General features: G+C 67.9%; 17 protein-coding genes. 4 read left to right on the top strand and 13 right to left on the bottom strand.

Annotated elements, in window-relative coordinates:
* Nucleotides 1-80 precede the first annotated feature (80 nt).
* Both CF15_RS08615 and CF15_RS06820 read left to right on the top strand, forming a co-directional pair.
* Nucleotides 81-185, top strand: a complete 105-nt coding sequence (locus CF15_RS08615; RefSeq protein ID WP_168371324.1) for a CopG family ribbon-helix-helix protein — start codon at nt 81-83, stop codon at nt 183-185.
* Nucleotides 182-460 carry a hypothetical protein gene (locus CF15_RS06820; RefSeq protein WP_058371116.1) on the top strand — a complete coding sequence of 93 codons (279 nt, stop codon included), beginning with the start codon at nt 182-184 and terminating at the stop codon, nt 458-460. The genes CF15_RS08615 and CF15_RS06820 overlap by 4 nt, the downstream gene beginning before the upstream one ends.
* On the opposite strand, the gene aroE is transcribed toward CF15_RS06820, so the two are convergent.
* Together aroE and CF15_RS09070 are read right to left on the bottom strand one after the other, a co-directional pair.
* Nucleotides 457-1,308, bottom strand: coding sequence for a shikimate dehydrogenase (gene aroE, locus CF15_RS06815; RefSeq protein ID WP_058371115.1), 852 nt, complete (start codon nt 1,306-1,308; stop codon nt 457-459). The genes CF15_RS06820 and aroE overlap by 4 nt on opposite strands.
* Before the next feature lie 162 nt (nt 1,309-1,470).
* On the bottom strand, nt 1,471-3,627 hold the full coding sequence (locus CF15_RS09070; protein WP_058371114.1) for a hypothetical protein: 2,157 nt from the start codon (nt 3,625-3,627) through the stop codon (nt 1,471-1,473).
* A gap of 216 nt (nt 3,628-3,843) precedes the next feature.
* Here CF15_RS09070 and CF15_RS06805 point away from each other — a divergent pair, with 216 nt between their 5' ends.
* Nucleotides 3,844-5,052: a helix-turn-helix transcriptional regulator gene (locus tag CF15_RS06805; RefSeq protein ID WP_058371113.1), complete on the top strand. Its 1,209-nt coding sequence runs from the start codon at nt 3,844-3,846 to the stop codon at nt 5,050-5,052.
* Here the strand turns inward: CF15_RS06805 and CF15_RS06800 are convergent.
* The 8 genes from CF15_RS06800 to lpdA all read right to left on the bottom strand — a co-directional run bounded on the left by CF15_RS06800 (nt 5,049) and on the right by lpdA (nt 12,940).
* On the bottom strand, nt 5,049-5,825 hold the full coding sequence (locus CF15_RS06800) for a beta/alpha barrel domain-containing protein (RefSeq protein ID WP_058371112.1): 777 nt from the start codon (nt 5,823-5,825) through the stop codon (nt 5,049-5,051). The two genes, CF15_RS06805 and CF15_RS06800, sit on opposite strands and share 4 nt — an antisense overlap.
* Nucleotides 5,826-5,859: 34 nt before the next feature.
* The gene (locus tag CF15_RS06795; RefSeq protein WP_058371111.1) at nt 5,860-6,426 is read right to left on the bottom strand and encodes an anthranilate synthase component II; all 567 of its coding nucleotides are present in this window, start codon (nt 6,424-6,426) and stop codon (nt 5,860-5,862) included.
* 30 nt (nt 6,427-6,456) lie between these two features.
* Nucleotides 6,457-7,749 carry an anthranilate synthase component I family protein gene (locus tag CF15_RS06790; protein WP_058371110.1) on the bottom strand — a complete coding sequence of 431 codons (1,293 nt, stop codon included), beginning with the start codon at nt 7,747-7,749 and terminating at the stop codon, nt 6,457-6,459.
* The gene (locus CF15_RS06785; RefSeq protein ID WP_058371109.1) at nt 7,740-8,396 is read right to left on the bottom strand and encodes a phosphoribosylanthranilate isomerase; all 657 of its coding nucleotides are present in this window, start codon (nt 8,394-8,396) and stop codon (nt 7,740-7,742) included. Before CF15_RS06785 ends, CF15_RS06790 begins: the two co-directional genes overlap by 10 nt.
* Nucleotides 8,384-9,424: an anthranilate phosphoribosyltransferase gene (gene trpD / locus CF15_RS06780; RefSeq protein WP_236698166.1), complete on the bottom strand. Its 1,041-nt coding sequence runs from the start codon at nt 9,422-9,424 to the stop codon at nt 8,384-8,386. The genes CF15_RS06785 and trpD overlap by 13 nt, the downstream gene beginning before the upstream one ends.
* Nucleotides 9,421-10,716 carry a TrpB-like pyridoxal phosphate-dependent enzyme gene (locus CF15_RS06775; protein WP_058371108.1) on the bottom strand — a complete coding sequence of 432 codons (1,296 nt, stop codon included), beginning with the start codon at nt 10,714-10,716 and terminating at the stop codon, nt 9,421-9,423. Before CF15_RS06775 ends, trpD begins: the two co-directional genes overlap by 4 nt.
* A gap of 2 nt (nt 10,717-10,718) precedes the next feature.
* Complete coding sequence (gene trpA / locus CF15_RS06770; protein WP_058371107.1) at nt 10,719-11,480, bottom strand: tryptophan synthase subunit alpha; 762 nt, start codon at nt 11,478-11,480, stop codon at nt 10,719-10,721.
* An 83-nt stretch (nt 11,481-11,563) separates the two neighbouring features.
* The gene (gene lpdA / locus CF15_RS06765; protein WP_058371106.1) at nt 11,564-12,940 is read right to left on the bottom strand and encodes a dihydrolipoyl dehydrogenase; all 1,377 of its coding nucleotides are present in this window, start codon (nt 12,938-12,940) and stop codon (nt 11,564-11,566) included.
* Between the two features lie 90 nt (nt 12,941-13,030).
* On the opposite strand from lpdA, the gene CF15_RS06760 reads away from it, so the two are divergent.
* Nucleotides 13,031-13,522 carry an alanyl-tRNA editing protein gene (locus tag CF15_RS06760; protein ID WP_058371105.1) on the top strand — a complete coding sequence of 164 codons (492 nt, stop codon included), beginning with the start codon at nt 13,031-13,033 and terminating at the stop codon, nt 13,520-13,522.
* Here CF15_RS06760 and CF15_RS06755 read toward each other — a convergent pair.
* From CF15_RS06755 to aroF, 3 genes are read right to left on the bottom strand one after another with little or no spacing between them, the layout of a single operon-like run.
* Nucleotides 13,519-14,223 (bottom strand): type I 3-dehydroquinate dehydratase, encoded by a 705-nt coding sequence (locus CF15_RS06755; protein WP_058371104.1) that lies wholly within the window; start codon nt 14,221-14,223, stop codon nt 13,519-13,521. The two genes, CF15_RS06760 and CF15_RS06755, sit on opposite strands and share 4 nt — an antisense overlap.
* Complete coding sequence (gene aroB / locus CF15_RS06750; protein ID WP_058371103.1) at nt 14,198-15,313, bottom strand: 3-dehydroquinate synthase; 1,116 nt, start codon at nt 15,311-15,313, stop codon at nt 14,198-14,200. The genes CF15_RS06755 and aroB overlap by 26 nt, the downstream gene beginning before the upstream one ends.
* Nucleotides 15,310-16,128, bottom strand: coding sequence for a 3-deoxy-7-phosphoheptulonate synthase (gene aroF / locus CF15_RS06745; RefSeq protein ID WP_058371102.1), 819 nt, complete (start codon nt 16,126-16,128; stop codon nt 15,310-15,312). The genes aroB and aroF overlap by 4 nt, the downstream gene beginning before the upstream one ends.
* Nucleotides 16,129-16,234 lie beyond the last annotated feature (106 nt).

Below are 16,234 nucleotides of genomic sequence, written 5' to 3'. Positions count from 1 at the left end.
TATTATGTAGAATTTATTAGGTCGGCAATCGCGTTACTAGTATACCGCGCCACAGCCGAGGATGAATGAGCATGCCCGTAGTGAGCATATCCATTCCCGAAAACCTGCTCAAGAAGATAGACATGTACGCTGAGAGGCTCGGATTTACTGGAAGATCCGAATACGTGAGGCGGCTAGGAGGATGATAGAACAGTTTGAGGCATCTAATAGCCTCGAGGGGAAGAGGGCATGGATAATAGCAACCGTTGTATGCCACGAGGAGACTTCAGCCGAGCGCAGAGTGATAGGGGTGATCCACCGCTACCTTCACCTGGTCCGATCGTTCCACCACCAGCTTCTCGACGAGAAGCACTGCATCAATATAGCCGTGGCTGCTGCATCGGCCACTGAGCTGAGGCCCCTCATGGAGGAGCTGAGGAGGATCCGGGGAGTGGAGAGGGTGATGCTCCTCCCGGTCTAGCTGCTCGCCAGCGCCTCCAGCGCGGCCTTTCTGGCTGTCTCGTAGAGCTCCCGGGTGGGCTCTATGCCTAGCCATATTCTGTCCGCGTGGAGGGCCTGCCAGACGAGCATGCAGAGCCCGTCAACGGTCCTGGCCCCGCGCTCCCTCGCCGCCCGGAGCAGCCGGGTCTCCAGAGGCCGGTAAACCATGTCGAAGACTAGCTGGCCCTCGCGGAGCCCCTCCAGCACGGGCGGGGCCTGGTCAGGGCAGCAGGCCAGGCTGCCCAGCGGGGTTGCGTTCACCACTGTGTCCGCGTGGGCTGCGGGCACCGCCGCCTCCTCCAGGGGGGTGGGGGTGGCGTCTAGGCCGAGGCGGCCGGCCCACCCTGCGAGCCTCCTAGCCCTCTCTGCCCCCCTGTTAGCTATGTAGACCTTCTCCGCGCCTAGCCGGTAGAGCGCATAGACGGCTGCCCTAGCCGCGCCACCCGCGCCTATGACCAGTGCTACTCGCGGCCGGCTGCCCCTGAGGCACTCGGCCACGCCGAGGTAGTCGGTGTTGTAGCCTACTAGCTCCCCGTCCTCGTTCCTCACCGTGTTCACGGCCCCTATCTCCGCGGCCTCGGCCTCCACGCGGTCGAGGAGGCTGAGGACGGCCTCCTTGAGGGGTGTGGTTACGTTGAAGCCGTGGGCGAGGCTTCTCAGCGCCTCCAGCCTCTCCTCCAGCCTCTCCAGCGGAGTCTCCCAGGCCAGGTAGACAGCGTCTACACCCGCTCGGCGGTAGACCTCGCAGTGTATGGCGGGGCTCAGGCTATGGGAGACTGGGCTGCCTATAAGCCCGTAGAGCCTGGTCGAGGGGCTACAGCGCCTCAAGACGTGGAAGCCTCCTCCGAGGGGCCCGGGGCTGTACTACTGCGGGAGATCCTGGAGCCGGGCCTCCTAGTGTGCGTGGGCCGCCGAGGAAGAGGGGTGGGAGGAGAGGGAAAAACGTAGCCCCATGGGCCGGATGCGTCTTAGCGACGGCCTCTCTCCGGGTTACCCGTGGCCGCCCCTGCCGCGGCCTCCATGCTCGCCATGCTCGCCGTGGCCCCTCTGCCCGCCGCCCCCATGCTCGCCATGCTTCAGCTTCTCCTCGAGCATCTTCAGTGTGTGCTCAACCTTCTCCAGCATGTTCTTAGCTACGTTTATGAGGGCCTTGGCCGGCTGTGTCTGCCCCTTCTTAGCCAGCTCCTTAGCCTGTAGCAGGAGCGCTACAGCGCTCTGGAGCATCGAAGAGGCCCTGTGGACCAGGGCGGCGGCTGCCGGGTTGGCGCTGGTCTCGTTCCGGAGCTGGGCTAGCTCCTGGCCCAGCTCCTTGGCCTCGCCGAGCAGCTCGTCGATATCCTCGGTTATGTTGCCGGTCACATTCGCCTCGCCGGGCTTTATCCAGCCGCCGTGCTTCTCATGCTCGTGAGGGAGGCGGGGTATCGGCGGCCGGAAGCCCTTGCCGAGGCTGGCTAGCCACGAGGCTACTCTGACATCATTGAGAGCCTGCCCTATCTTTACCAGGGCCTTCTGGTAGAGCTGGAAGGCGGCAGCCGTGCTGCCCTCCGCCAGCTTCTCCTGGGCTTCCTTGGCCAGGTCTATGGCCTCTTCCAGCTTCTCTCTTGCCTCCTCCAGCTTCTCCATAGCCTTCTCCTTTATCTTGGTGTTGTTTATCCCCTGGACGGCCTCCATGGTCTTGTTTATAGCCCTACTCGCCTCCGCTATCCTCTCCTGCACTGCCCTCTGCAGCCTCTCCAGCGCCTTGGAGAGGCCTGGCGGGGCAGCGTGCTTGGCCGGGCCCTGCTTGCCGACGCCCAGGTGGCCGTGGAGGCGGCCACCGAGCGCTATGGCTATGTTGGCCCTTGCCAGGTAGATGCCCGCCTTGGCCACGAGGCTGGACGCCATCCCCAGGTCCTTTGCCGCTATAGGTATCTCGCCCTTCTCGAGCGCCGCCCTGGACTCGTTTATGAGGCGTGATGCCTTCGCCAACGCGTCCTTAGCTGCCTTCACCAGCTCCTGCACAATGGTGTTGTTGGTAGCGTTCTCTAGGAGGCTGGCCTCCTCCATGAGTATGCTTATCTTTGTCTCGAGCTTCTCTATCCTGGCCTGGAAGGCTGCGGCAACCGCACCCTTTATAACAGCGGTAGCGTTTGCGGTGGCGTTGCCGCCTGCCGCTATGCTAGCCGCCAGCGCTACATGGCCCACCGTCTCGTTGGCATCCTCGAGCCTCTCGAGGGCCTCCTCAAGGGCTTCACCGACTTCTGTCTCGTTGGCTGCGCGCAGCCTCTTCGACAGCGTCTTCACTAGGTGGAGGGATTTGGCGAAGCTCTTGTTGAGCCTGGCCAGGTAATCCTGGAGGCTCGTGGCATTGCCAGCCTCGGCTGCCTCGACCAGCTGCGCTATGGTGGCGTTGTCTATAGTGGTGGCCATCATGAATATCTTCGCCGCCTCTATCCGGGCCACCACGCTCGACATTATACTGGTTAAGTTCTCCCGGGTGTAGTTGCCACTGAGCGCCATGCTGCGGAGCTGCTGGGCCAGGGCAGCGAGCTGGGTGTCGTTGAGCTGCCTCGCGAGCTGCTCCACGGTATGGGATATGCGTAGCAGTAGGTGTCGCTGCATCTGCCTCTGTATCCTCTCCCTAGCCTCTTCGGCCGCGTGGAGGTTGGCCTCCACCATCTTCTTGGCCAGCGCCCGGTAGGCTGAGGCCACCTTCTGGAGCAGCTCAGCGGCCTGCTGACTGGTCATGTTGCCGAGGGTTCTGGGCAGGTTGAGCGCCTCCTTCAGCGTCTCAGCGGTCTCTAGCGAGACGTTCAGGGCGGCCGCTATCTCTGCAGGGGTGGCGTTGAGCAGGCCCATCCTGGCCAGGGTGCTGCGTATCATAGCGCTGTAGGCTAGCAGCAGGGCGCGCACCGCGCCGGGGCTAAGCTGCGCGCCGGCGGTGGTGTTCGTAGCGGCTGCCGTGGTGTTGCCGCTGGTGCTTGCCGTTGCAGCCACGTTACTATTAGTGGTATTGGTTGTAGTGGTATTGGTGTTGTTTCCTGCTGGGCCGTTCTCCGCCAGGGCGACCGGGGCTAGCAGCGGTGATAGAGTGGCTGCTAGCAGTAGGGCCAGTACGCTCAGCGCGGCTGCTCCTAGGAGCCCGGTTCTATGGGCGCGTGCCTGCATCCGCCTCACCCTGTCCGCCTGGGTCCCCTGGTGTCCTCGGGTCCTCATAAGGGGGATGCTGGAACGTGTGCGGGAAACTGTTGTCCCGTAAGCGGTGGAACAAACCAGTTGTTCCTGGGAGTACCCGCTCCGGGGAGAGGGCCGCAAGAAGCTAATACCCGCGCCGCATCATGACAGCTATGAGCCGCCTAGAGTCTCATGGAGGGAGGAGAAGCGATGAGCCGGGTGTTGCTCTGCATAGCGCTGCCGGCGGCCATGCTGCTGCTCGCCTTCTCCGCCGCCGCGCACGCGGAGCTCTCCAAGACGCCAGTGGTCACTATACGGGACGACGGGACCGTCGTGGTGGAGATATGGGGCACCGCGGAGCCGGGGATGAACGAGTACCCTGCCCCGGTACCAGCGATACCCGCCACGATAGAGGCTAGGCTCGGCGGGAGCCTCGTCTCCGCTATCTACAGCGGCGGCAAGATCTACGTGGCCGCCTCGGGGAGGGGGAGCGTGTACATAGACTACCTGGGCAACGTCACCGAGCAGAATGGTGTGCTCCAGTTCCTGGTGAACTACACCGGCCTGGTGGAGCTGAGGGTCAGCCCGGGCGTAGTGCTGCTCAGCCTCCCCGAGGGCCTGGTGAACGCCACAACAGTGAACAACACGGTGGTGCTGTACCTGAGGGGCCCCGCCACCATCCGGTACGTGCTCGCGCCCCAGACGCCGCCGACCGCCACGGCAAAGACTAAGACCGGGGCCGCTGCGACTACAAGTACCCCCGCGTCAAAGACTTCAAAGACTACCGCTACCACCTTCACTACTACCACTACTACTACCAAGGCTGCTGCTAAGCCTGGAGGCACAACTACAACAACAAGAACAAGTGTAACAAGGGCGACTAAAGCCACGAGTACCACAACAGCCAGCACGACAGCTAGGACGGCAACTGCAACAAGCACCACTACCCCGGCAGCGCCCGTAGCCCCTGCAACTACGTCGACTGCTCTAGCGACCACGCGGCTCTCCACAACCATGAGGCCGGCGACAACCACCGGGAGGCCTTCGAGCCCACCGCCCGCCGCTGGCTCTAAGGGGCCCAGCACCGCGCTGATAGGAGGAGTTGCAGCTGTGCTGGTGGTAGCCGTGGCTGCCGGCCTGGCTCTCGCCCGCCGTGGGGGAGTTTTTGGCGGCGGGGGCGGCGTCCCCTCTAACGCCGCGGCCCCCATATCATCCACAGGCCTGGATGAGGTGGACCTGCTTATCCTCAGTAAGCTGGAGGAGCATGGGGGCTCTGTGCTCCAGAGCCAGCTGCTCCGGGAGACCGGGATTCCGAAGACCACGCTCTGGAGGCACGTCCGGAGGCTCGCAGCGATGGGGTACATAAGGATAGTTAAGGAGGGGAAGGCTAACAGGCTGATACTCCTAAAGAAGCCCTAGCTCCTGGAGCCCCGGAGCCTATCCCGGAGCCCCGCCAGCCCCCCTGGGCTCTTCATGGCCCATGTGCCTATGAGGAGCGCGTCAGCGCCCGCCCGGGCGAGCTCCAGGGCCTTCCCGGGGCTGTCTATGCTGCTCTCCGCCACTAGGAGAGCCCTGCTCGGCTTCCTCTCGGCGGCCCGGGCGATCTCCTCTAGGAGCCTCCGGTAGCTGACCTCCAGCGTCTCCAGGTTCCTCGCGTTTATCCCCACCAGGGCCTCGGGGTAGCTATTCATCGCCTCCACCGCCGGGCCCGCGCTCGTGGTCTCTATTAGGGCTTCCAGGCCGAGGCTCCTCGCCTCCTGGTAGAGCGCGTCCAGCCGCCTCCACCCCAGCATGTCCAGTATCAGGAGGGCCGCCGAGGCCCCGTGGCGGCGGTACAGCTGGAGCTGCTCGGCGGTGGAGGCGAAGTCCTTAGCCAGCACGGGGCGGTGGCGGGCGAAGAAGGCCACCAGCTCGGGGCTGCCGCAGAACCAGTAGGGCTCCACCAGCACCGAGTAGGCGTCTGCCACGCTTAGCGTGGCCTCCAGGTACTCCCAGGGGGTGCGCCAGGCCACGAAGCCCCCGGGGCTGCACCGCTTGTACTCTATCAGCAGCCCGGGCCTCCCCTCGGAGAGGGCCTTCTCCACCGCGCCGCGGAGGCTGCCGGGCCGCGGTGGAGAGCCCAGCAGCCTGGAGCGCTCCAGGCTCCTCCCGAGAGCCTCCCCCAGGAAGCCTCCAGGACGCCCCTCCCCCAAGGCCGCCCCTGCCTCCTTCCCTGCACCGGCGCCTCTACCACGGGTCGTCGAGGAAGTTGCGGAGCAGCCTGGGGCCGTGGGGGGTTGCTATGCTCTCCGGGTGGAACTGGACCCCGTGGACTGGGTGCTCCCGGTGCCGGACCCCCATTACCTCGCCGTCGCTCCTGCTCCTTGCCGTGACCTCCAGCACTGGGGGGATCTCGTCCAGCACGAGGCTGTGGTACCTGGCGGCGGTGAACACCCTGGGCACCCCGCGGTAGAGGCTGCCGCCGTAGTGCTCTATCTCGTCCGTCTTCCCGTGCATTATCCTCCGGGCGCGCCTCACCTTGGCGCCGTAGGCTACGCCCACCACCTGGTGGCCTAGGCAGACGCCTAGCACCGGGATCCTGGGGCCGAGCCTCTTCACGGCCTCCACGGACACGCCTACATCGCGGGCGGAGAGGGGGCTGCCGGGGCCCGGCGAGACTATTATCCTGTCCGGGTTTATCCTCTCTATCCCCGACACGGTTATCTCGTCGTTCCTCACGACTATGCTCCTGGCCCCGAGCTCCGCGAGCACGTTCACCAGGTTGTAGACGAAGCTGTCGTAGTTGTCTATTATGAGGACTAGGGTGTCGTAGGCCGTTCCTGCTCACCTCCCGCCGCCGGCTCCCAGGGCCCGGTGGATCGCGGCAAGCTTGTGTACGGTCTCCATGTACTCTCTCTCGGGCCTGGAGTCGTAGACTATCCCCGCGCCCGCCCTAGTCTCCAGCGTGGAGTCGTCTATGCTCCAGACGCTCCTTATCACTATGGCTGTCTCGCCCGCCTGGTCCGAGTAGACCCCGACGGCGCCGGCGTAGGGGCCGCGGGGCCTGTCCTCGAGCCTAGCTATGGTCTCCATTGCCCTCGGCTTCGGGGCGCCGGACACCGTGCCGGCGGGGTTGACCGCTGCCAGGACGTCGGCGTAGCCCAGCCCGGGCCGGGCCACAGCCTCCACCCTGCTCACGATATGCTGGACCGCGCTGTACTTCTCCACGTCCATGAGCCTCGTCACTCTCACCGTGCCGGGCAACGCTACCCGGCCCAGGTCGTTCCTGGCGAGGTCGACGAGCATGAGGTGCTCCGCCCTCTCCTTCTCGTCGCCCAGCAGCTCCTCCTCGAGGGCCAGGTCCTCCTCCGGCGTCCTGCCGCGGGGCCGGGTCCCGGCTATAGGGTGCGTCTCCAGCCTCCCCCCGTCCATCCTGACGAGCAGCTCGGGGCTGGAGCCGGCTATCCACCTCTCCCCCAGCCTCATGTAGAACATGTAGGGGGAGGGGTTCCGGTCCGCCAGCCTGGCGTAGAGCGCCAGCGGCTCGCCCTGGTACTCGTAGCGCTCGAATCTCGAGAGCACTACTTGTAGGAACTCGCCCCTCTCAAGCATCTCCCTGGCCTCTGCCACCCACTGCTCGAAGAGCCTGCGGGGCGTCTCCTCCACGGGGCCCCTGGCCGGGCTCCAGCCGCCGAGAGGCTTCTCCCCGGCCTCGGCGTCCCCGGGGCAGAGCGTGGCGTGGCCCCTGGCGTGGTCGTAGACCACGAGGGTCTCGGGCTCGAAGACTAGGAGCGCCGGCCACTCGTGGCGGCCCAGCATCGGGGCCAGCCAGGGCTCCGCCCCGGCCACCGCCTCGTAGCCGACCACGCCGAAGAGCATGCTCCTGCAGGGGATGCTGGCGCAGCCCCTGCCCGCGGCTGCCTCGCGGAGCCTGGCGTAGGCCTCCAGGGGGCTGCCCTCCACCACCCGGCGGGCCCCGTAGGCCACCAGGGTGTAGCGGGCCTTCTCCCCCGGCCCCGCGCCGCTCTCGAGCAGCGCGACATAGCCGTAGCGCTCCTCCGCCCACACCGCCAGCCGGCGGGGCTCCGGGGCGCTTGGGAGGGGGACGCGGCGGCACCCGGCCCAGTCTAGCTGCATGAGCGCAGCACCTCCAGCAGCTTCTCCACCCTGGAGAGGTCCTTGCGGCCCGGCTCGGCCTCGACGCCGCTGCTCACGTCGAGCATCGAGACCCCGGTGGAGGCGACGAGGCAGGCGTTCTCCGGCACCACCCCGCCGGCGGCTGCCGCGCGGCTGCTGCACACTGCCGCCCGGAGGTACGCCTCGAGGGGCGCCCTCAGGCCCCCGGCGTAGCGGAGGCCCAGCCCCTTGACGGCGTCCACTAGGAGGTACTCGTGCCCCGGCGCCACGGTCGCCGCCTCGCAGGGGTCTGGGCTCAGCCTCCTGCCGTCCCAGAGGGAGACGGGGGCCAGGGAGACTCCTATCGAGCCCAGCTCCCTGGCCAGGCCGGCGAGCACCTCGGGGCCCGCGGGCTCGTGGTACTGGAGCACCCTGAACGCCTCGAGCCTCGCCGCCAGCTCCACTGCGTCGCGGGGCCCATAGCCGGCCGCCACCAGGACGGGGCGGCTCCTAGACACGGTCTCGGCCAGGCTCCTGGCCTCCCCGGGGCTCAGCACGCGGGGGCTCAGCCTCGACGGGGCGACCACGAAGCCCAGGTAGTCGGCGGCGCCGTCGAGCGCCTCCACGTCCTCTGGCCGGGTGAGCCCGCAGATCTTTAGCCGCAGCAAGCCCTGCAGGCCTCCACGAGCCTCTCAAGGTAGGCCGCCACTGTGCCGTCCCCGAGGGCCTGGAGGGCCTGCTCGGCGGCGTCCCTGAGGCTCCCCGCCAGCCCTGCAGCGTAGATTGCCGCGGCCGCGTTGGCTGCTATGAAGTCGCGGTCCTGCCTCCTCCCGGCGCCGCGGGCCACGGCTAGGAAGCGCTCCACGCTCTCCCCGGGCGCCTCCACCCGGAGGTCCGCCAGCCGGTGGCGGCCGAGCCCCAGGTCCTCGGGCTCTATGCTGTACTCCTCCACCCTGCCGCCCCGGATCTCGTAGACGGTGGTCCTGCCGGAGACGCTGACCTCGTCTATCCCTGGCTCGCCGTGGACCAGGAGGAGCCTCTCGTAGCCCAGCAGCCGGGCCGCCCCCGCCATGACCTCGAGCAGCTCGGGCCTCGCGACGCCGAGCACCTGGCGGCGCACCCCGGCGGGGTTGGAGAGGGGGCCCACAAGGTTGAAGACCGTCCTTATCCCGAGCCTCCTGCGGACCGGCATCACCCTCTTCATTGCCGGGTGGTAGCGGGGCGCGTAGAGGAAGGCGAAGCCGGCGCGGCTGAGCATGCAGGCGGCCTCGGCGGGGCCGTGGTCGATCCGGTAGCCCAGGGCCTCCATGAAGTCGGCGCTCCCGCTCCTGCTGCTCACGCCGCGGTTACCGTGCTTGGCCACCCTGGCGCCCAGGCTAGCGGCGACTATCGCGGCCGCGGTGGAGGCGTTGAGCGTGTGGGCCCCGTCTCCGCCGGTGCCGGCGGTGTCTATCGGCTCCAGGCCCCCGGCGGGCACCTTCACGCAGGTCTCGCGCAGCGCTGCCGAGAAGCCCGCCACCGTCTCCGCTGTCTCGCCCTTGGCCCTCAGGGCGACCAGTATCGCCGCTATAGCCACGTCGTCCAGGCCGCCCCGGAGCATCTCTAGGGCGACGCTCCTGGCCTCCTCGAAGCCCATGCCGCGGCCGGAGAGCAGGTCCTCCAGCAGCCTGGGGAGGTCGGCCACAGCCGCGGTCACCTCCTGGTCCCCGTGGGCTCGGGGAGCCTGCCCTCGACTATCCTGGAGGAGAGAGTCTCGTAGGCGTCGATATCCATGAGCCCGTGGCCGCTGAGGTTGAAAGCTATCACCGTGCCCTTGGGCGCGCGGCGGGCGATGTCGATCACAGCCCTTATCGCGTGGGCGCTCTCCGGCGCCGGGAGCAGGGCCTCGGAGCGGGCGAAGATCCGGGCCGCCTCGAACACCTCCTCCTGGCCGTAGGCCACGGCCTCCACCAGACCGAGCCTGCGCAGCAGCGAGAGGCTCGCGGCGGCCCCGTGGTAGCGGAGCCCGGCAGCGTGTATCGGGGGCGGCACGTAGTCCTTGCCGAGGCTGTACATCCTCGCCAGGGGGAGGACCAGGCCGGTGTCTAGGCCGTCGTACCTGTAGCTCCCCTTCGTCAGCCGGGGGGCTGCCGCCGACTCAGCCGCCACGAAGCGGGTCTTCTCGAAGCCCTCGCCGCGGAGCCTCATCCCTATAGCGGGGTAGGTGAACCCGGCCAGGTTGCTGCCTCCGCCGACGCAGGCTACCATGTAGTCCGGCTCCTCCGGCAGCTGCTGGAGAACCTCCTGGCCTATCACCGTCTGGTGGGTAACGACGCTCTCCATGACTGAGCCGGCTACGTAGCGGCGCTTGGGGTTCCCAAGCACGTACTCTATAGCCTCCGTTATGGCGAGGCCCAGGCTACCGGGGTGGTCGGGCCTCTCCTCCAGCGCCCTCCTCCCAGCCTCGGTGACCCTGCTGGGGCTGGGGTACACCGTGGCGCCCATGGCCTGCATTGCGAGCCTCCTGGGCTTCTTCCGCTCGTAGCTGCTCCTAGTCATGAACACCGTCGCCTTGACACCCAGCATGGCCGCCGCTGTGGCGACCGCGAGGCCCCACTGGCCCGCCCCCGTCTCGGTGGCCACCTCCTCCGCTCCGTCCAGGAGCGCGTAGTAGACCTGGGGTAGCGCCGTGTTCAGCTTATGGCTCCCCGTGGGCAGGGCGCCCTCGTACTTGTAGTAGATCCTCACCCTCCCGCTCACGCCCAGCGCCCTCTCCAGCCCCTCGGCGCGGAGCAGCGGGGTAGGCCTCCCCGCCCTGGCGTAGGCCTCGCGTATCCTCTCTGGTATCGGGATGAGCCTGCTCAGCGTGTACTCCTCGTCTATCAGCCTGGAGGGGAGTATCCTCACCAGCAGCGCTATCCTCGACTCCTCGTCGTCGAGCGGGTCGATGAGGGGCGGCAGCGGCTCCGGGAGATCCGCCACAATGTTGTACCAGTACCTGGGCACCACGGCTACGCAGCCCCGCGGGCAGCGCTGTGGACAGCCCGGTGGATGCTGCAGGCCAGCCCCCTGGCCTCCTCGACGCCTCCCTCCTCCAGGGCGCGCAGCACCGCCGAGCCCACTACCACGGCGTCGGCGCCGGCGCGTATCAGGGCGGCGGCTGCCTCCGGGTGGCGGATGGCGAAGCCGGTGAGCAGGTAGCGGTCGCCGACAAGCCTCCTGGCGAGCCTCACGTTCTTCTCCACCGCTATCGGCAGCTCCACACCGGTGGCGGGCTGGAGGCCTAGGTAGATGTAGAGCGGGTCGAGGGCCGCGTAGCGCTGGAGCCAGGCGTGGGGGAACCTGCTGGAGGCGAAGAAGCAGGGCCGGAGCCCGGCCCTCTCGCTCTCCTCGACGTAGCGGTCCAGCTCGCCGGGGTAGTCGAAGGCTAGGTCGGGCAGCAGCACGCAGCCCGCGCCAGCGCTGGCAGCGGCCTCCATGAGGCCCCGCAGGCTCCCAGCATAGTCCTCCATGTAGGCCATTAGGGTGAATGGCTTCCCCACACTGGTCCTCTCAAGGAGCCTCAGCGCCTCTAGGCCCCGGAGGCCCCTCGCCACGACGCGCCTATGGCTAGCGCGCACCGTCGGGCCGTCGTACTTGGGCCTCGCCGTGGGCAGGCCGAGCTCGTAGAAGTCGACACAGGCCTCGAGGGCCTCGAGGGCCTGGGGGAACCGGGCCGGCTCGGGGAACCCGATGGTCAGGTAGACGCTGAACCCCGGCCGGCTCAAAGCCATTGGCGCTCCATCACGCCCTCCCTCCATCGCCCAGGGATCAGGGTCCAGGCCTGGCAGGCCCACGGGGCTCCCACTATTAAAGCCTAGCGGCCCCGCCTCTTCACCAGGTAGTGGGTCGGCCTCCCGAGCGCGGCCGCAGCCGCCTCCCCCAGCGCCTCCACCAGGGATGGATGGGGGTGGATGAGGCCGGCAACCTCCTCCAGCGTGAGGCCCCTCTCCACCGCGAGCGCCGCCTCGCCGGCGATCTCCGAGGCCCGGGGCGCCGCAATCACCACCCCCAGTAGCTTGAGGCTGCGCCTGTCATAGACGAGCTTCACCAGGCCCGCCTCAGCGCCCTCTATCACCGCGGAGGCCACTCCCCCCAGCCTTATCCGGGCCTCCGCGGCGTCGTAACCCGCTCTCCTGGCCTCCTCGAGCGTATAGCCTACCTGGAGCAGCTCCGGCTCGGTGTAGACAACGAGTGGCACCGCCCGGGGCTTGTAAGCGGCGTTGCCGCCGGCCGCGTTGACCCCCGCCACTATGGACTGGGCCATAGCCTTGTGGGCCAGGAGCGGCGGCCCGGTAGCGTCGCCCGCCGCGTAGACCCCGGGGGCGCTGGTGGCCATTCTCTCGTCCACCCTTATGTAGCCCTTCTCGTCCACCTCTACTCCCAGCTCCTCGAGGCCCAGCCCCCTGGTGGCGGGCCTCCTCCCCGTGACCACGAGGACGGCGTCGACCTCCAGCCTCTCCCCCTTATCAAGCACAGCTACCACCGTGTCCCCGTGCCTCTCGAGGCCGGCTACACGCGTCGAGGTGTAGACCCTCACGCCCAGCTCGCGGAGGACGCGGCGCGCGGCCAGGGAGAGGTCGCGGTCCATGCTCGGGAGGAGCCTGGGCATCATCTCGACAAGGGTTACCTCGGCCCCCAGCCTGGCCATGGTCTCGGCGTACTCTACGCCCGCCGGGCCGCCGCCCACAACAAGCAGCCTAGAGGGCAGGTCCTCGAGGGAGACTATGCTCCTATTATCATGGACTAGGCGGCCGTCGGGCTCCAGGCCCGGGGGATAGGCGGGCACCGTGCCCGGAGCGAGCACTATACGCTCCGCCTCCAGGACGCTGCCCCCCGCCTCTACTGCGCGGCCGCTGCGGAGCCTGGCGCGGGCCCGCAGGACCTCAACCCCGTAGCCCTCCATGAGGCTCTCGAGGCCGGAGCGGAGCCTCGCCACAACCCTCCTAGCCTCCTCCAGGGCCTTGCGGGCGTCTACCTCGACCCGGGCTATCCTCGAGGCAACGCTGGCCGCCTCGGCGAGCCTGTGGAGGGCCTTACTGGGTATGCAGCCATAGTTGGTGCACTCTCCCCCCAGCGCCCGCTCCTCGACCAGCGCCACCCGTAGGCCGGCCCGGGCGGCGTGGATCGCCGCGGGGTAGCCGCCGGGGCCCCCTCCGACCACGACGAGGTCGTAGCGCCTGGAGCCGGGCAACCAGACCGTACCCAGCCCCTCCGGCCCCGGGGGCTGCCGGTATTAACAGGGCTCCCCCACCGAGGTGGGCGCGCGGGAGGCTGGGAGGGATTGGGCTGCACGGGCTCCTACCCGGTAGAGGTGCGCACCCACACAGCTCTCCACGTGCTGAAGGGGGCTGTCGTCCGGGTCCTGGGCGAGGCCGCCAGGTGGACGGCCTCCACCTACGTCAAGGGGGGCCATGGGAGGCTCGTGGTCCAGTTCGACAGGAAGCCCAGCCCCGAGGAGCTGGCCAGGATAGAGGAGCTGGCAAACAAGACGGTGGAGTGGGACCTTCCAGTGGAGGTGGTAACCCTTCCTAGGAGGGAGGCCGAGGAGAGGTACGGGGATGCGATATACGATCTCTTCCCGGTGCCCGAGGACGTGCAGGAGCTCAGCATAGTCCTGATAAGGGACCCCGGGGGCGGGATATGGAACATAAACGCGTGCAACAAGGAGCACACAGCCAGCACCGGATGCATAGGCCGCCTATCCCTGGGGAAGCCGAGGTTCAGGAGGAGCAAGAGGCTGCTAGAGCTACCCTTCGACATCGAGCCCGGCTAGGCCTCCTCCCCCAGCACGCCCATGAGCCTCCAGGCCTCGAGCAGCTCCTCCAGGGACAGCTGGCCCGGCGCCACCGGGTCGCCGAGGCTAGCATAGGTGAGGGCCCCGCCTATCAAGGGGGCCAGTATCCTTGAGAGCCTCCCGCGCCTCCCCATGGCGAAGGCTGCCACCCTGCCCGGCCACCTGGCGTTGACGCCGAGGATCCTCCAGTTGTCCCCCAGGCTCCGGGCCATGGTAGCTATCTTCGCCACCGCGGCGCCCCGGCGCAGCATGTCGCCGGCGTAGCTGTAGAGCACCTCCGGGGGCGGGGTCCAGCGGAAGTCGTGGATCGAGGCGAGCACCCGGCCGGGGGCCTGGCGGAGGGCCTCGTCTAGCAGGGGGAACCGGTACTCCACATCTATCAGCCAGGCGCCGTGGTCGAGCATGTAGAGGAGCGTCTCCAGCTTCTCCTCGGCGGGGCCGCTGTAGCGGCCTCCCTCCCCCGCGTCGCGGAGGGTGGCTATGACGCGCACCCCGTGCGGGGACAGCCTCTCCAGCGCCTGGCGGGCCTCGGCGCGGCTGTAGCCTAGGATGTCGAGCCTCAGCTCGACGAGCCTGCAGCCGGCCGAGAGGGCCTCCTCCGCGAGCCTCCCCGGCGGCGCGGGCCTGGGTATGCAGGCCACCCTCTCCAGGAGGCTACTCCCCGCCGGCCCCCGCCGCAATCCTCCACGCCTCCTCTAGGAGGCTCAGCGCCTCCCCAAGCTCCATCTCGACTATCACCGGGTCGCCCACGGCGCGGAGCATGGGGACCAGTATGCGGCCGCCGCGCCTCTTCTTGTCCAGCTTCACCGCCTCCAAAGCGCTCCTCGGGTCTAGCTCCCGTGGTGGCGCGATGGGGAGGCCTAGGCTGGCGAGCAGCTCCCTGACCTCCTCCACCGTCTCCCTGGGCAGGCCCAGTTTAAGGGAGGCCGCTATACCCTCCACAACGAGGCCCACGGCTACCGCGTGGCCGTGACGCATCGTGTAGCCCGTGGCCTTCTCCAGCGCGTGGGCCACCGTGTGGCCCAGGTTGAGGAGCATCCTGTCCCCCTTTCTCTCCCTATAGTCCCTGGCCACTATCCTCATCTTCGCGTCGAGGCTCCTCCTGACAGCCTCGGTGAGCACGGCGAGGTCGCGCTCCAGGAGGCGCCCGGCGCTGCGGCGGAGCCAGTCTAGGAACTCTCTCCCCTCTAGGAGGGCGTGCTTCACTACCTCCGCGAGGCCGGAGACATAGTCCTCCCTGGGCAGGGTCTCTGCGAGCTCCACGTCGGCCAGTACTATCCTCGGGTGGTGAAACGCGCCGACGATATTCTTGGCTGAGAGGTTGACCGCTGTCTTCCCGCCTACCGCGGCGTCGGCCATAGAGAGGAGGGTTGTCGGCACCGTGGCCCAGTCTATGCCCCTCATGTAGGTGGCGGCGGCGAAGCCCGCGGTGTCGGAGACCGCTCCCCCGCCGTAGGCGACTAGGAGCGTGTCCCTGGGGAGCCCGTGCCCCGCCATCCAGCCCCAGAGGCCGACGAGGGTTTCGAGGTTCTTGACCCCCTCGCCTCCCGGGAGCGTCTTCTCGTAGACGGGGAGCCCCGCGGCGCGCAGCGCCTCGGCTAAGTCGCGTAGGGGGCCCCTGGGCGCGCCCCCGTCCGCCACGAGGGCTGCGGCGGAGTAGGGGCCCGCCTCCCGGGCTAGCCGGCCCAGCTCCCGGCGGGCTCCGGGGCCGACAACAATCTCAACCTCTATGCTGTCCTCTACCCTCCAGCGGCTCCTCTCGAGGCTCATATCAGCCCGGCACCTCTCAGCTCCCTGGCGAGCTTCTCGAACATATCGAAGCTGAGCTGCTGCTTCGCGTCGCTCAGCGCCTTGTCGGGGCTGGGGTGGACCTCTATCATCACCCCATGGGCTCCCGCCGCGAGGGCTGCCTTGGCCAGGGGCGGGACTAGGCTGCGGCGGCCTGCGGGGTGGCTCACGTCGACTATTATGGGCAGCCTCGAGACCTCCCTTATTATTGGCACCACGGTTATGTCGAGGGTGAAGCGGGCGTACTCGTTTATCCCCCTCGTCCCCCTCTCTATCAGTGCCACCTCCTCCAGGCCGCCGGCTAGGAGGTACTCGGCGCTGCAGAGCCACTCGTTTATCGTGGCGCCGAAGTGCCTCTTGAGGAGCACGGGCTTCCCTGCCTTGGCCAGCTCGCGGAGGAGCGGGGTGTTCTGCATATTCCGGGCCCCCACCCATATCGCGTCAACGTACTCCGCCGCAGTCCCCACGTCCCTCGGATCCAACACCTCGGTGGCGACGGGGAGCCCCGTCTTGTCGCCGGCCTCGCGGAGCCATTCAAGCGCCCTGGCGCCATGGCCCTGGAAGCTGTAGGGGCTCGTGCGGGGCTTCCAGGCGCCTCCCCGGAGCACCACATTGGTGAAGCCCAGCTCGTCGACGAGTATCCTCTTTATAGCCATGGCGGTCTCTATTATCATCTCCCTGCTCTCGACGCTGCAGGGACCCGCTATTATGAGGGGCTTGTCACCGTTGACCTCGACGCCGCGTATATGGAAGCGCACCGGCTCCCCGTGCTCCCGGAGGACGAGCCTACAGTCCATGAGTGGTTCCACCTCTCTCCAGCTCTCCGGGGGCTCTGGCCCCGTGTCCCCGGGCGCGCGAAAGAACTTTATACCGTTCCCACCCCGGTGGGAACATGGCGCGACA

It is taken from the genome of Pyrodictium occultum (assembly GCF_001462395.1).
Lineage (GTDB): Archaea > Thermoproteota > Thermoprotei_A > Sulfolobales > Pyrodictiaceae > Pyrodictium > Pyrodictium occultum.
The sequence above is the reverse complement of the archived record's forward strand: the minus strand, read 5'-3'. Positions and strand labels throughout refer to the sequence as shown.